The organism is Pseudomonas sp. LB-090624 (assembly GCF_003205205.1).
GTDB lineage: Bacteria > Pseudomonadota > Gammaproteobacteria > Pseudomonadales > Pseudomonadaceae > Aquipseudomonas.
Genome location: NZ_QJRL01000014.1, coordinates 20,105 through 34,253 on the forward strand (window position 1 = coordinate 20,105; position 14,149 = coordinate 34,253).

Below are 14,149 nucleotides of genomic sequence, written 5' to 3' on the forward strand. Positions count from 1 at the left end.
CGCTCTGGCTCGCTTCCTGCAGTACCCATCACCATCGGCCTGAAACCCTTCCGGCCACCAAGAAAAACAACAGGTGAATCTATGCCAAGCGATCATTCCGCCGGGTCCCCGGCAGGTTCCTCCGTCGACTTCGAAAAGGTCGGCTCGGACTATTTCCAGCAACGTGAACTAAAAAAAGGTGCCGCCGGCTGGGTGCTGCTGGTCGGCCTGGGCGTGGCGTACGTCATCTCCGGCGACTACGCCGGCTGGAACTTCGGCCTGGCCCAGGGCGGCTGGGGCGGCATGTTCCTCGCCACCTTGCTGATGGCCACCATGTACCTGTGCATGTGCTTCTCGCTGGCCGAGCTGTCATCGATGATACCGACTGCTGGCGGCGGCTACGGTTTTGCGCGCAGCGCGTTCGGGCCGTGGGGCGGCTTCCTGACCGGCACGGCGATTCTTATCGAATACGCCATCGCGCCTGCCGCCATCGCGGTGTTCATCGGCGCCTACTGCCAATCGCTGTTCGGTATCGGCGGCTGGATGATCTACCTGGCGTTCTACATCGTGTTCATCAGCATCCACATTTTCGGCGTGGGTGAGGCATTGAAGCTGATGTTCATCATCACCGCCATCGCCGCCATTGCACTGGCCGTGTTCCTGATCGGCATGGTGCCCCATTTTGATGCGGCCAACCTGTTCGACATCGCCAAAACGGACGCCGTCGGCGCCAGCAGCTTCCTGCCGTTCGGCTATGTCGGCGTGTGGGCAGCCATCCCCTACGCCATCTGGTTCTTCCTTGCCGTCGAAGGCGTGCCGCTGGCCGCAGAAGAAACCAAGAACCCCAAGCGTGACCTGCCTCGCGGCCTGATCGGCGCCATGCTGGTACTGCTGGCCTTCGCCTTGCTGATCCTGGTGGTCGGCCCGGGCGGCGCAGGCTCCGAGGCGCTGAAGGCCTCCGGTAACCCGCTGGTCGAAGCCCTGTCGAAGGCCTACGGCGGCTCCACCTGGATGGGCGGCTTCGTCAACCTGGTCGGTCTGGCCGGGCTGATCGCCAGCTTCTTCTCGATCATCTATGCCTATTCCCGGCAGATCTTCGCCCTGTCCCGTGCTGGCTACCTGCCGCGCAAGCTGTCGGAAACCAACAAGAGCAAGGCCCCGGTAATGGCCTTGGTCATCCCCGGCATCATCGGTTTTGCCCTGTCGCTGACGGGCCAGGGGGACTTGCTCATCCTGGTGGCAGTGTTTGGCGCTACCCTGTCTTACGTGCTGATGATGGCTGCGCACATCACCCTGCGCATCCGCCGGCCAAAGATGGAACGCCCATACCGCACCCCAGGTGGCATCTTCACCTCCGGCCTGGCGCTGGTGCTGGCGTGCATCGCCGTGGTCGCCGGGTTCCTGGTCGACCCGCGAGTAGTCATTGGCGCCGCAGTGATCTATGCGGTATTAATTGCCTACTTTGCTTTCTACAGCCGCCACCACCTGGTTGCGGGCACACCGGAAGAGGAATTCGCCGCGATCCAGAAGGCCGAAGAGGCCCTGCACTGATCGCCGCCACCCGCCGCGGGGCAGCCCGCGGCTCTGGAGATTCTGTATGGCAAGTTTCGTACACACGGTCGGCCATCTGGTCTACCGCTTCGACAGCCTCAAGGAAGTGATGGCCAAGGCCAGCCCGGCACGCTCCGGGGACTGCCTGGCAGGCGTCGCGGCCAGCAACGACGGCGAGCGCGTCGCCGCGCAGATGGCTTTGGCCAATATTCCGCTGACGCACTTCCTCAATGAAGCATTGATCCCTTACGAAGCAGATGAAGTTACCCGCCTGATCATCGACACCCACGATACCCAGGCCTTCGCCCCGGTCAGCCACCTGACCGTCGGTGGTCTGCGCGACTGGCTGCTTAGCGAGGAAGCCAACGAAGACAGCCTGCGCGCCCTGGCGCCCGGGTTGACGCCGGAAATGGCCGCTGCCGTGTCGAAGATCATGCGCGTGCAGGACCTGGTGCTGGTGGCGCAAAAAATCCGCGTGGTCACCCGGTTCCGCGGCACCATGGGCCTGCGCGGGCGCCTGTCGACCCGGCTGCAACCCAACCACCCGACAGACGAACCGGCCGGTATTGCCGCCAGCATTCTCGACGGCTTGCTGTACGGCAACGGCGACGCCATGATCGGCATCAACCCGGCCACCGACAGCATCGCTTCGATCTGCGCCCTGCTGGAAATGCTCGACGCCATCATCCAGCGCTACGACATCCCGACCCAGTCCTGCGTGCTGACCCACGTCACCACCTCGATCGAAGCGATCAACCGCGGCGTGCCACTGGACCTGGTGTTCCAGTCCATCGCCGGCACCGAGGCGGCCAACGCCGGCTTCGGCATCAACCTGAACGTGTTGCAGGAAGGCTACGAAGCAGGTTTGTCGTTGAAACGCGGCACCCTCGGGCAGAACCTGATGTACTTCGAAACCGGCCAAGGCAGTGCGCTCTCGGCCAACGCCCACCACGGCGTCGACCAGCAGACCTGCGAAACCCGCGCCTATGCCGTGGCCCGTCACTTCAAGCCGTTCCTGGTCAACACCGTGGTCGGTTTCATTGGCCCGGAATACCTCTACAACGGCAAGCAGATCATCCGCGCCGGCCTCGAAGACCATTTCTGCGGCAAGCTGTTGGGCGTGCCGATGGGTTGCGATATCTGCTACACCAACCACGCCGAGGCCGATCAGGATGACATGGACACCCTGCTGACCCTGCTGGGTGTGGCCGGGATCAACTTCATCATGGGCATCCCCGGCTCCGACGACATCATGCTCAACTACCAGACCACCTCGTTCCACGACGCGTTGTACGCGCGCCAGACCCTGGGCCTGAAGCCCGGGCCGGAATTCGAGGCATGGCTGGCCCGCACCGGCATCTTCACCCAGGCCGATGGCCGGGTGCGCTTCGGTGACAACCTGCCGCCGGCTTTCCGCCAGGCCTTGGCACAGCTTGCATAGGGACGACCATGGACCATCGCACGCCTACCCCCGATAACCCTTGGCTGGCCCTGCGCACCCTGACCCCGGCGCGCATTGCCCTGGGCCGCACCGGCACCAGCCTGCCGACCGGCGCGCAGCTGGACTTCCAGTTCGCCCATGCCCAGGCCCGCGATGCCGTGCACCTGGCCTTCGACCACGCCAGCCTGGCTACCCAGCTGAGTGACCGTGGGCGCGAAAGCCTGGTGCTGCACAGCGCCGCCAGCGACCGCCACCAATACCTGCAGCGCCCGGACCTGGGCCGGCGCCTGAATGAAGACTCGATTGCCACGCTGCGCCAGCACGCCCAGGCCAACCCCGGCGGCGTCGACCTGGCCATCGTCGTCGCCGACGGCCTGTCGGCGCTGGCCGTGCACCGCCATACGCTGCCATTCCTGACCCGCTTCGAAGAACAGGCTGCCGCCGACGGATGGACCAGCGCCCCGGTAGTGCTTGTGCAACAGGGCCGTGTGGCGGTGGCCGACGAGGTTGGCGAATTGCTTGGCGCCCGCATGACGGTGATGCTGATCGGTGAACGCCCGGGGCTCAGCTCGCCCGACAGCCTTGGCCTGTATTTCACCTATGCACCCAAGGTCGGCCTGACCGACGCCTACCGCAACTGCATTTCCAACATCCGCCTGGAGGGCCTGAGTTATGGCATGGCGGCACATCGCCTGCTGTACTTGATGCGCGAAGCCTGCCGGCGCCAGCTTTCCGGAGTGAATCTGAAGGACGAAGCCGAGATCCATAGCATCGACAGCGAAAATGGCCCTTCCCAGCGAGGCAACTTCCTGCTCGGCGAAGGGTAAAGAACATGTCACGGAGGGCGGATTGCGCTAAAGGCCAGCATTGGGGCAGCATGCTCTTGAACGCTGCAGGCATTCCGCTGTTTCCCCAAATGGACTCTGAGGGCCGCACATGCGCATCATCAAGGCAACCCTGGAACACCTCGACCTGCTCACACCCTTGTTCGTCAAATACCGTGAGTTCTATGGGCAGCTGCCCTACCCCGACAGCTCGCGCAGCTTTTTGGAAAAGCGCCTGAAGCGGGATGAATCGGTGATCTACCTGGCACTACCCGATGATGACGACGGCAAGCTGCTGGGCTTCTGCCAGCTGTACCCAAGCTACTCGTCGCTGTCACTGAAGCGGGTATGGATCCTCAACGATATCTACGTCGCCGAAGACTCGCGGCGCATGCTGGTGGCCGACCACCTGATGCGCGAGGCGAAGAAAATGGCCAGGGAAACCAATGCCGTGCGCATGCGGGTTTCGACGAGCGCGGACAATCAGGTAGCCCACAAGACTTACGAATCCATCGGGTTTCGTGAAGACACCGAGTTCAAGAGCTACATCCTGCCCATTAGCCAGGATTGACCTGCTCGACGCTCCCTCTGGCATGCACCGCACCTGCAACAGCAGCCTTGTGCTGCTCCTGCAGGGCTGTGGTGAACCTGTCAGCGCAGGTTTAGCCGCGAACTGGCTGAACCAGGCCCCCTGTCGTAACCCCCCGCTACAAACTCCCCGGGCATGTTCTTCACTTAGCCGTATAATGCCCCACCTGTCATGTGTGAAAATTTACCCATCCCCAGGTAACTGAGCCTACGCCCCAGAACACAGGTGCTGTACATGGATTTCAACCCGCTGGACCTTATCCTGCATCTCGATGCTTATCTCGATCTGCTGGTCACCAATTACGGTCCCTGGATCTACGCCATCCTGTTCACCGTGATCTTCTGCGAGACCGGGCTGGTGGTCATGCCGTTCCTGCCAGGCGATTCGCTGTTGTTCATTGCCGGTGCCGTGGCCGCTGGCGGTGGCATGGACCCGGTATTGCTGGCCGGCCTGCTGATGGCTGCGGCCATCATGGGCGACAGCACCAACTACGTAATCGGGCGAACGGCCGGCGAGCGCCTGTTCAACAACCCCAACTCGAAGATCTTCCGCCGCGATTACCTGCAGCGCACCCACGAATTCTATGAACGCCACGGCGGCAAAACCGTAACCCTGGCGCGCTTCCTGCCCATCCTGCGGACTTTCGCACCGTTCGTCGCCGGCATCGCGCACATGCAATACCCGCGCTTCCTCGGTTTCAGCGTCGCCGGTTCGCTGCTGTGGGTCGGTGGCCTAGTCACCCTCGGCTACTTCTTCGGCAACGTGCCGTTCATCAAGCAGCACCTGTCGCTGATGGTGGTGGGCATCATCGTCCTGTCGCTGGTACCCATGATCCTGGGCCTGCTGCGCACCCGCCTGGGCCGCACGGCCAAAGCCCACTGACCGCCCCTCATGTGGTCGTTCGGCGCCTGGCGGCGCAAGCGCACCCTGGCGCGCTACCCGATCACGCCACAGCAATGGCAGGCCGTACGCGAGCGCCTGCCGATGCTGGATGGCATCACCGACGCAGAAGACCACTGGCTGCGCGAAGCCTGCATCCTGTTCCTGCTCGACAAGCACCTTACCTGCCTGCCCGGCGTTGAACCGGACGACGAACAGCGCCTGTTGCTGGCCGCCCAGGCCCAGCTGCCACTGATGCACCTGGGTGAGCTGAACTGGTACCAGGGTTTCCACGAAATCATCCTCTACCCCGACGACTTCAAGAGCCCGCAACGCCATCGCGATGCCAGCGGCGTGGAGCATGTGTGGGACGGCGAGCACAGCGGCGAGGCCTGGCAACAGGGGCCGATCATCCTGGCCTGGAACGGTGTGCTGGCCAGCGGCGGTTGGGAGGCTTACAACCTGGTCATCCATGAGCTGGCGCACAAGCTCGACATGCTCAACGGCGATGCCAACGGCCTACCACCGCTACACAGCGGCATGCCGGTTGATGAGTGGGCAAGCGCCATGCAGCAGGCGTACGACGACCTCAACCGCCAGCTGGACGCCGACCCCGACGCCGAAACCGCCATCGACCCTTACGCGGCGGAGAACCCGGCAGAGTTCTTTGCAGTCACCAGCGAATACTTCTTCAGTGCCCCCGACCTTCTGCACCAGGCTTATCCATTGGTCTACAGCCAGTTGTCGCGGTTCTACCGGCAAGACCCGCTGGGGCGCCTGTGCCAGCTGCAGGCCGAGCACCCCGAATACCGCGAAAGCCACGCCTGACGGGGCCGCACATCAGGCCAGGCGTGGCATGCCCCGGCAGAATGTGCCTATAATCGCCGCCACTTTTTTGGTCAAACACGGGGGCACTGCCCAATGAGCTACAGCAAGATTCCGGCGGGCAAAGACCTGCCGAACGACATCTACGTCGCCATCGAAATCCCGGCCAACCACGCGCCGATCAAATACGAGATCGACAAGGACAGCGACACCCTGTTCGTCGACCGTTTCATGGCTACCCCGATGTTCTACCCTGCCAACTACGGCTTCATCCCGAACACCCTGGCTGACGACGGTGACCCGCTGGACGTGCTGGTGGTTACCCCTTACCCGGTGGCCCCAGGCTCGGTTATCCGCGCCCGTCCGGTTGGCGTGTTGAACATGACTGACGACGGCGGCGGCGACGCCAAGGTCATCGCTGTTCCTCACGACAAGCTGTCGCAGCTGTACGTTGACGTGAAGGAATACACCGACCTGCCAGCCCTGCTGATCCAGCAGATCGAGCACTTCTTTGCCAACTACAAAGATCTCGAGAAGGGCAAGTGGGTCAAGATCGAAGGCTGGGAAGGCGCCGACGCCGCCCGTGCCGCGATCACCAAATCGGTTGCTGCCTACAAGGGCTGATACCGGTTGCAGAATGAACCCCGCCTTGGCGGGGTTTTTTTTGGCCGGCATGCGCTCGTGAGCGCTATCAGGCGTGGCCTGTCGTCGCGCTTCTGCAGGGATGGCAGTAACGCTCAGATATGGGTAATAAATCCTACGTCGCCTTACGCCAACACCCTACAAACAGCCTTTTTTCCTACAAATTTCGTCAACACCCGGTTCATACCCTTGCTGGCATCACGCCGCTACACTCGCCGGCATGAACACTTCCGGTGACCGCCTCAAGGCCCTTCTCCATGAATGTGGCCTGACTCCTTCCGACTTCGCCGCCCAGCGCAGCGTCACCCCACAGCACGTCAACAACTGGTTCAAACGCGGCGTGCCCCTGGCCCGCCTGGACGAACTGGCCGACCTGTTCTGCGTGCACCGCCGCTGGCTGCGCTCTGGCGAAGGGCCCAAACACCCCAACCCGATCCTGCGTACCTGTCGGCCCCGGCACACACCCGCAAACCCGCCTACCCCGCTGTCGGTGCATCACGGTCGGCTTGTGAAAGTGCCTTATTACGAACTGGACAATGGCCTGCTCTCGACAGTGGCCGGCAAGCACCTACGCTTGCCGGCAAAAGCCCTGAAAGTGCTGAGAGTGCGGGCCTGCAACGCGATCTGCATGACGATGCCGGCCAGTAACATGCTGCCGCTGATTCCGCTGGAGGCCATGCTGGTCATCGACCGGGGCATGACCCAGGTGATTGAGGGGGAAACCTATGCCCTGCTGCACAACGGCATGCTCAGGGTGAACAACCTCAGCCTTGGCCAGCACGGTACGCTGTACCTGCACAGTCATGACCGGCGTAACTACGCGGTGGAGCGTTACACCCCTGCACAGCTTCAGGCGCAAAGCCTGGAAGTGCTTGGTTGGGTGTTCCACTGGTCGCATTTTCGCCAGCAGCGGCCCGGCTGAACCACCCTGTGCCAATTTTTGCTGGGCATCCTGCGCCAGCCCTTGTATGCTACGCGGCACATTCAGCCCCGGCCGGCGCAAGCCCTGGCCTAGAGGGCTCGGCGATATCCCACACGGGTATCTGCCATCTCTTTCAGGCCCTTGTTGGCCACACAGTTAAGGCGATTGCGGCTTACCATAAATTAGTCGGAAGCGTCCCCGAGAAGCCGGCCACAAGCCGGCTTTTTAATGCCTCGCCGAAAGCCATCCCAAGCCCTGTGCGGCCTGCCTTCCCCTTCAAGAAGCTGACGAAAAAGTAATGTCGAGCTCAGTTTTCTGACAGCGGCAACGCGCTAGTTTGGTCGTGAGCTGCGAAATCCAGCAGCCGGGATATCCGCAACCCATACGACTGGACGCAACGGCATGCAAAGCAAAACCACACGACGCACCTTCGTCAAAGGCCTGGCCGCCACTGGACTGCTTGGCGGGTTGGGCATGTGGCGCACGCCGGTGTGGGCCTTGACCAGCCCTGGCCAGCCAAACGTGCTGACAGGCACTGACTTCGACCTGTACATCGGTGAACTGCCGGTCAATTTCACCGGCGCAACGCGCACAGCCATGGCAATCAATGGATCATTGCCGGGCCCTACGCTTCGCTGGCGCGAAGGCGACACCGTTACGCTTCGCGTGCGCAACCGTTTGCAGCAGGACACCTCCATCCACTGGCACGGCATCATCCTGCCGGCCAACATGGATGGTGTGCCTGGCCTGAGCTTCCACGGCATCGCCCCGGATGGCCTGTATGAGTACAGGTTCACAGTCCATCAGAACGGCACCTACTGGTACCACAGTCACTCAGGCTTCCAGGAACAGGTTGGGGTGTACGGCGCACTGGTCATCGATGCGAAAGAACCCGAGCCGTTCACCTATGACCGGGATTACGTGGTGATGCTCAGCGACTGGACAGATGAAGACCCTGCCCGGGTTCTGTCCAAGCTCAAAAAGCAGTCTGACTACTACAACTTCCACAAACGGACGGTGGGTGATTTCGTCAACGACGTGAGCGAAAAGGGCTGGTCCGCTGCGGTGGCTGATCGCACGATGTGGGCCGAAATGAACATGAGCCCCACCGATCTGGCAGACGTGAGCGGGTACACCTACACCTACCTCATGAACGGCCAGACGCCGGACGGCAACTGGACGGGGGTTTTCAAGCCTGGCGAGAAAATCCGCCTTCGCTTTATCAACGGCTCGGCCATGACGTATTTCGACGTGCGGATTCCCGGCCTGAAGATGACGGTGGTTGCGGCAGATGGGCAGTATGTGAAGCCGGTCTCGGTCGACGAGTTACGTATCGCTGTTGCTGAAACCTACGATGTGATTGTCGAGCCCGAAAATGAGCAGGCCTACACCCTCTTTGCTCAATCCATGGACCGTACCGGTTACGCCAGGGGCACCTTGGCCATCCGCGAGGGCTTGCAAGCGGCTGTTCCAGCTGTTGATCCGCGCCCGCTGATTTCCATGAGTGACATGGGTATGGATCACAGCGGCATGACCGGCATGGACCATAGCCAGATGGCCGGCATGGATCACGGCAGCATGGCCGGCATGAATGGGGCCATGCAGCGCCATCCTGACTCAGAGACCAACAACCCCCTGGTCGACATGCAGACGATGAGCCCGACGCCGAAACTGAGCGACCCGGGCATCGGGCTGCGGAACAACGGCCGGCGTGTGCTGACGTATGCGGACCTGCGCAGCACGTTCATTGACCCCGACGGCCGAGAGCCTGGCCGCACAATCGAGTTGCACCTCACAGGCCACATGGAAAAGTTCGCCTGGTCGTTCGACGGGGTCAAGTTCTCCGATGCCGAGCCGCTACGCCTCAAATACGGGGAGCGCCTGCGTATCACCTTGGTCAACGACACCATGATGACTCACCCCATCCACCTGCATGGCATGTGGAGCGACCTGGAGGATGAGGACGGCAACTTCATGGTGCGCAAGCACACCATCGACATGCCGCCTGGCTCAAAACGAAGCTACCGCGTGACTGCGGATGCTCTGGGGCGCTGGGCCTATCACTGCCACCTGCTGTTCCACATGGAAATGGGCATGTTCCGAGAAGTCCGCGTGGACGAATGAACTGGAGATCCGAGATGAACAACCTTACGAAACGAAGTGCGTTTTTCCTCTCTGCTGCGATGGCTGGCCTCTTGGCTGTTTATGCTCCGTCGTCGTGGGCCGCCGACAACCATGAGCAACACACCCACAAGGCCGCCGATGCAGCTAAAGCCAAGGGCGCTCAAGGCATGGATCACGGTTCCATGAAGGGCATGGACCACAGCGCCATGCAGGGCATGGATCACAGTGCCATGAAAGGCATGGACCATGGTTCGATGGAAGGTATGGATCACAGCAAGATGATGGAATCGCATGGCAGCGCCAACGCTAAGGCAGGGAAAGATGGCCAATAGCCCAGCGCGCCCCTCGCTGCTGGCCCTGGGCGTTTCACTCGGCATGCTGGGTGCTGCACCCAGCTTCGCCGCTGGCGATATGGACCATGCAGCGATGGGACACGGCTCCATGCCGGGCATGGACCATAGCCAGATGGATCATGGCGGCATGCAGGGCATGGACCATGGGAGCATGGATCACTCGAAAATGAACCATGGTGCTGGCAGCCCTGCGACGACCAGCCGAACGCCGATTCCCGAATTGACGGATGCAGACCGGCAGGCGGCATTCCCCCCATTGGGCGGGCATCAGGTGCACGACAGCGCACTCAATAGCTTCTTCTTGCTGGACCAACTCGAGTATCAGGATGCAGACGAAGGTAGCAGCCTGGCCTGGGATGCTACCGGGTGGATCGGCGGCGATATCAACCGCCTGTGGGTTCGTTCCGAAGGCGAACGCACCAACGGCGTCACCGAAGATGCCGAGTTGCAATTGCTCTATGGCCGCTCGATCAACCCCTGGTGGGATGTGGTTGCCGGGGTGCGTCAGGATTTTAAACCGGAATCCCCGCAGACCTGGGCAGCGTTCGGCATACAGGGCATGGCGCTTTACGGCTTTGAAGCCGAAGCCACCGCGTTCATGGGTGAGAACGGTCAAACGGCCGCTCGCCTGGAAGGTGACTACGATATTCTCCTGACCAACCGCCTGATCCTGCAGCCAACCGCTGAAGCCAATTTCTATGGCAAGAACGACCCCGAGCGAGGCGTGGGCTCCGGCTTGGCGAATACCGAAATCGGGCTGCGGCTACGGTATGAAATCGTTCGTCAGTTCGCACCTTACATAGGCATCACCTGGAACCGCTCCTACGGCAAAACGGCTGATTTCGCCCGTAACGAGGGTGGCGAAGTGGATGAAGCGCGTTTCGTTGCCGGCATCCGCCTATGGTTTTGAGAGCCCGACATGAAAAAAACAATTACAACGCTGGTTGCAGCAGGCGCCGTGGCGGGTGCGGGCGTATTGGGCGTAGCTTACATTGGCCTGGTGAACGTCGGGGCTGATGATCCCCATTTCCCGGCAGTGCATGCCTTTCTCGCCATGGCCCGGGATCGCTCTATCAAAGTACGGGCCAGGGACATCGAGGTACCGAACCTCAAGAATGAGAACCTGATTCGCATGGGCGCCGGCAACTACAACGCCATGTGCGTCGGTTGCCACCTTGCCCCTGGCATCGAGAAGACAGAGCTGAGCCAAGCGCTGTACCCGTCGCCCCCCGACCTGAGCAAGCTCGGCGCCAGTGGTGACCCCGCGGTTGCGTTCTGGACCATCAAGCACGGCATCAAGGCTTCGGGTATGCCGGCTTGGGGCAAGAGCATGGATGATTCGTACATCTGGGGCATGGTGGCTTTTCTGGATCAGCTACCGCAGATGAATGCCCAGCAGTACCGGGCGATGGTCACCAGCAGCGGCGGCCACCAGCATGGGGGCGGTGAAAGTGACATGCATAACCCTGAAGGCCAACATGGGCAAGACGACGCCGGCAGTGATCACCACTCTAAGCCGGCGTCGAAGGCGCATCTTCACCGTGATGGCAAGGAGCATCGCCATGGTGGCTGATTGCGCTTTTGGTTATCAGCGTTGCATTCACTCGCGAAGCGCCGCCCGGGCGGCACTCGGTGTTATACACGCTGCAAAACCGTGGGCGTAAACCTACACGCCACAACGCCAATCAGAAGTCATACCGCGCCCCAACCATCATGCTACGCGACGGCCCATAGAAGTTGAACGTGGAGGTCGAGCCCACCCGCGACAGGTAGTCCCGGTCGAACAGGTTGTTGACGTTGAAGGTGGCGGTCAGCTTCGAAGTCACCGGGTACGACAGCATCGCATCCACCGTCGCGTAGCCCGGCGCGTCGATACGCACGCCGCCGTTTTCGGAGTAGAAGTTGCTCAACGCGGAAATTCCGCCACCAATCGCCAGGCCGGTCAGCGGGCCTTGGTTGATGGTGTACTTGCTCCACAGCGAAGCCTGGTTGCGCGGCATGATGAAGAACGTGGTTTCGGCGTCACCCTTGACGGTTTCCGTCTCCATCCAGGTGTAACCGGCCAGCAGTTCCCAATTCGGCATCAGCTTGCCGCTCATTTCCACTTCCGCGCCCTTCACCCGGGTCTTGCCGGATGCCACGGAGTCGGTAGTGGCCACTCCATCAGCATCGTACACGGTGGTAGCGCGGTTCTTGTCGGTCAGGCGGAATACCGAGAAGCGCGTATTCAAGTCGCCGCCAAAGTAGCTGCTCTTCAGGCCGAACTCGTACTGCTCGCCTTCACGCGGTTTCAGCACCCGACCATTGCTGTCGGTGTCGGACTGCGGCTTGAACACCTGCGAATAGCTGGCGTACAGCGCGTGGTTGTCGGTCAGGTCATAGACCAGGCCGCCGTAAGGGGTGAAGTGGCCGTCGACGCGTTTGCTGTCATTGGTGGTAGCGCCGCTGCTAAGGGTGGTGGTGTAGAAGTCACCGCGATACCAGCTGAAGCGGCCACCGGCAATCAGCGCCAGGCGCTCCACCGGGCGGAAGGTCACTTTGGAGTACAGGCCGTATTCCTCTTCCTGCATGCCAGTCTCGGTGCTGTAGTTGGGCGACGGCTTGGCGAACTGCTTCGGCGAGTAAGTATTCACGTTGATCGCGCCGAGATTGGTGGTGCCGTTGAGGTACTCGGTGTCGTAGTTCTTGTAGTCACTCCCGACCACAAACTCGCTTACCTGCCCGAAGGTTTCGAACGGCTGGCTGTAGCTGGCGTCCAGCGAATAGGTGTCTTGCGTGAAATCACGGGCGCTGGCGCGCTCGGAGTTGGCGCCTGTGGTGGCATTGGTTGCAGTGAAGGCGTACAGATAGTTGGTGTCGCGGTGCGAGCCACGGGCCGCGACACGGCCGTAACCGCCATTGTCGAAGCGGTGGGTCAGCTCGGCGACCAGGTCGGTGGTCTTGCCGTCGAAGTAGTTCCAGTCGGCGCCCAGGAAACGCGAATGGCTGAAGTCGGGCACCTCGCCGGACAACGTGGCCGGGTAGCCGTTGTGCGGGGTGATGTTCTTCACCTCGTGCATCAGGCCGAACGACAGGGTGGTGGCGTCGTCCAGGTCGATGTCCAGCGCACCGTAGTAGGTGTTGCTGGTGTTGGCGTTGTAGTCCACTTCGCCATTGGTGTCGTCACGGGATGCGATGAAGCGCCCGCGCACGCGACCGGCCTCGTCCAGCGGCCCGCTCAGGTCGATTTCCTCATGATTGGTGTCCCAGGTGCCGTAGCTGCCTTCGATATGCCCCTGAAACTCGGCGGTCGGGCGCTTGCGTACCATGTTGACGATGCCTCCCAGCTCGCTGGTACTGCTGAACAGCCCGGCCGGCCCGCGCATGATCTCGACGCGGTCGAACGCCGCCAACGACGGGACAGTGCCGAAGATACTGGCCATGGGCGCCGGCAGGCCGTCGATATTGAACTCGCTGTACTCGTAGCCACGGGCATAGATCGACGAGCGGCCGCTGTCATTGGTCAGGGTGCGCAGGCCAGCGGTGTACTTGGCCAGGTCATCCAGGTGCACGAACTGGCGGTCCTTGACGTAGTCCTGGGTGTACACGGTGATCGACTGCGGGATGTCCCTGAGCGCCGCCGGCGTCTTGGTGCCCACGGTAGCGGCATCGACGCTGTAGCCTCCGGTGGCCTCCGAAGGCAGCATGTCGTAGAGGCGGTTGCCTTCGATAGTCAGTGCCGGCAGGTCCAGCGCGCTGTCTTCGGCTGTCGCCTGGGTCGCTACCGTTTCAGCCAGTGCCGACAGTGAAAAAGGCGCCAGCAACCCCAGCACCAACCAGCCCCGCGCCCGTCGCGGGCACCCCACACCGATGAAACCGCTCATGACACACCCATCCCCAAGTGATAACAATTCGCAAACGAAACAAGTTGCTTTTTGCGAACGATACCGGACCGAAAACGGGGGTGCAGCATCATTAACCTTCTTAACACAATGGAGCGTTGCCCTCGGGCCACCGGCAATGGGATGATCCGTAACTGAT

The 14,149-nt window shown here is 61.7% G+C and carries 13 protein-coding genes; 12 read left to right on the forward strand and 1 reads right to left on the reverse strand.

The window, feature by feature from the left end:
* Positions 1–81 precede the first annotated feature (81 nt).
* From eat to DMX11_RS14905, 12 genes are all read left to right on the forward strand, one after another.
* Positions 82–1,530, forward strand: a complete 1,449-nt coding sequence (gene eat / locus DMX11_RS14850) for an ethanolamine permease (RefSeq protein ID WP_110745210.1) — start codon at positions 82–84, stop codon at positions 1,528–1,530.
* A 46-nt stretch (positions 1,531–1,576) separates the two neighbouring features.
* Positions 1,577–2,971, forward strand: coding sequence for an ethanolamine ammonia-lyase subunit EutB (locus DMX11_RS14855; RefSeq protein WP_110745211.1), 1,395 nt, complete (start codon positions 1,577–1,579; stop codon positions 2,969–2,971).
* 8 nt (positions 2,972–2,979) lie between these two features.
* A complete protein-coding gene (gene eutC / locus DMX11_RS14860; RefSeq protein ID WP_110745212.1) occupies positions 2,980–3,798 on the forward strand; it encodes an ethanolamine ammonia-lyase subunit EutC in 819 nt (272 codons plus the stop codon).
* 109 nt (positions 3,799–3,907) lie between these two features.
* Positions 3,908–4,366 (forward strand): GNAT family N-acetyltransferase, encoded by a 459-nt coding sequence (locus DMX11_RS14865; protein WP_110745213.1) that lies wholly within the window; start codon positions 3,908–3,910, stop codon positions 4,364–4,366.
* 252 nt (positions 4,367–4,618) lie between these two features.
* Entirely contained in the window at positions 4,619–5,266 is a 648-nt protein-coding gene (locus DMX11_RS14870) for a DedA family protein (protein ID WP_110745214.1), read from the forward strand.
* A gap of 9 nt (positions 5,267–5,275) precedes the next feature.
* Complete coding sequence (locus DMX11_RS14875) at positions 5,276–6,091, forward strand: zinc-dependent peptidase (RefSeq protein ID WP_110745215.1); 816 nt, start codon at positions 5,276–5,278, stop codon at positions 6,089–6,091.
* A gap of 93 nt (positions 6,092–6,184) precedes the next feature.
* Positions 6,185–6,712, forward strand: a complete 528-nt coding sequence (gene ppa / locus DMX11_RS14880) for an inorganic diphosphatase (RefSeq protein WP_003255365.1) — start codon at positions 6,185–6,187, stop codon at positions 6,710–6,712.
* A gap of 238 nt (positions 6,713–6,950) precedes the next feature.
* A complete protein-coding gene (locus tag DMX11_RS14885; protein WP_110745216.1) occupies positions 6,951–7,652 on the forward strand; it encodes a helix-turn-helix transcriptional regulator in 702 nt (233 codons plus the stop codon).
* Between the two features lie 402 nt (positions 7,653–8,054).
* Positions 8,055–9,776, forward strand: a complete 1,722-nt coding sequence (locus DMX11_RS14890; protein ID WP_110745217.1) for a copper resistance system multicopper oxidase — start codon at positions 8,055–8,057, stop codon at positions 9,774–9,776.
* Positions 9,777–9,790: 14 nt separating this feature from the next.
* Complete coding sequence (locus tag DMX11_RS14895) at positions 9,791–10,108, forward strand: hypothetical protein (RefSeq protein WP_110745218.1); 318 nt, start codon at positions 9,791–9,793, stop codon at positions 10,106–10,108.
* The gene (locus DMX11_RS14900) at positions 10,098–11,039 is read left to right on the forward strand and encodes a copper resistance protein B (protein ID WP_110745219.1); all 942 of its coding nucleotides are present in this window, start codon (positions 10,098–10,100) and stop codon (positions 11,037–11,039) included. The genes DMX11_RS14895 and DMX11_RS14900 overlap by 11 nt, the downstream gene beginning before the upstream one ends.
* A 9-nt stretch (positions 11,040–11,048) precedes the next feature.
* On the forward strand, positions 11,049–11,702 hold the full coding sequence (locus tag DMX11_RS14905; protein ID WP_110745220.1) for a cytochrome c: 654 nt from the start codon (positions 11,049–11,051) through the stop codon (positions 11,700–11,702).
* 112 nt (positions 11,703–11,814) lie between these two features.
* Here DMX11_RS14905 and DMX11_RS14910 read toward each other — a convergent pair whose 3' ends face one another.
* On the reverse strand, positions 11,815–13,992 hold the full coding sequence (locus DMX11_RS14910; protein ID WP_110745221.1) for a TonB-dependent siderophore receptor: 2,178 nt from the start codon (positions 13,990–13,992) through the stop codon (positions 11,815–11,817).
* Between the last annotated feature and the right edge of the window lie 157 nt (positions 13,993–14,149).

Excerpts from the sequence above, each read along its gene's own strand:
- DMX11_RS14875 (WP_110745215.1), top strand. The coding sequence starts at position 5,276 with ATGTGGTCGTTCGGCGCCTGGCGGCGCAAGCGCACCCTGGCGCGCTAC.
- DMX11_RS14870 (WP_110745214.1), top strand. The coding sequence starts at position 4,619 with ATGGATTTCAACCCGCTGGACCTTATCCTGCATCTCGATGCTTATCTC.
- DMX11_RS14890 (WP_110745217.1), top strand. The coding sequence starts at position 8,055 with ATGCAAAGCAAAACCACACGACGCACCTTCGTCAAAGGCCTGGCCGCC.
- DMX11_RS14885 (WP_110745216.1), top strand. The coding sequence starts at position 6,951 with ATGAACACTTCCGGTGACCGCCTCAAGGCCCTTCTCCATGAATGTGGC.
- eutC (WP_110745212.1), top strand. The coding sequence starts at position 2,980 with ATGGACCATCGCACGCCTACCCCCGATAACCCTTGGCTGGCCCTGCGC.
- DMX11_RS14855 (WP_110745211.1), top strand. The coding sequence starts at position 1,577 with ATGGCAAGTTTCGTACACACGGTCGGCCATCTGGTCTACCGCTTCGAC.
- DMX11_RS14865 (WP_110745213.1), top strand. The coding sequence starts at position 3,908 with ATGCGCATCATCAAGGCAACCCTGGAACACCTCGACCTGCTCACACCC.
- DMX11_RS14900 (WP_110745219.1), top strand. The coding sequence starts at position 10,098 with ATGGCCAATAGCCCAGCGCGCCCCTCGCTGCTGGCCCTGGGCGTTTCA.
- DMX11_RS14910 (WP_110745221.1), bottom strand. The coding sequence starts at position 13,992 with ATGAGCGGTTTCATCGGTGTGGGGTGCCCGCGACGGGCGCGGGGCTGG.
- ppa (WP_003255365.1), top strand. The coding sequence starts at position 6,185 with ATGAGCTACAGCAAGATTCCGGCGGGCAAAGACCTGCCGAACGACATC.
- DMX11_RS14895 (WP_110745218.1), top strand. The coding sequence starts at position 9,791 with ATGAACAACCTTACGAAACGAAGTGCGTTTTTCCTCTCTGCTGCGATG.
- DMX11_RS14905 (WP_110745220.1), top strand. The coding sequence starts at position 11,049 with ATGAAAAAAACAATTACAACGCTGGTTGCAGCAGGCGCCGTGGCGGGT.
- eat (WP_110745210.1), top strand. The coding sequence starts at position 82 with ATGCCAAGCGATCATTCCGCCGGGTCCCCGGCAGGTTCCTCCGTCGAC.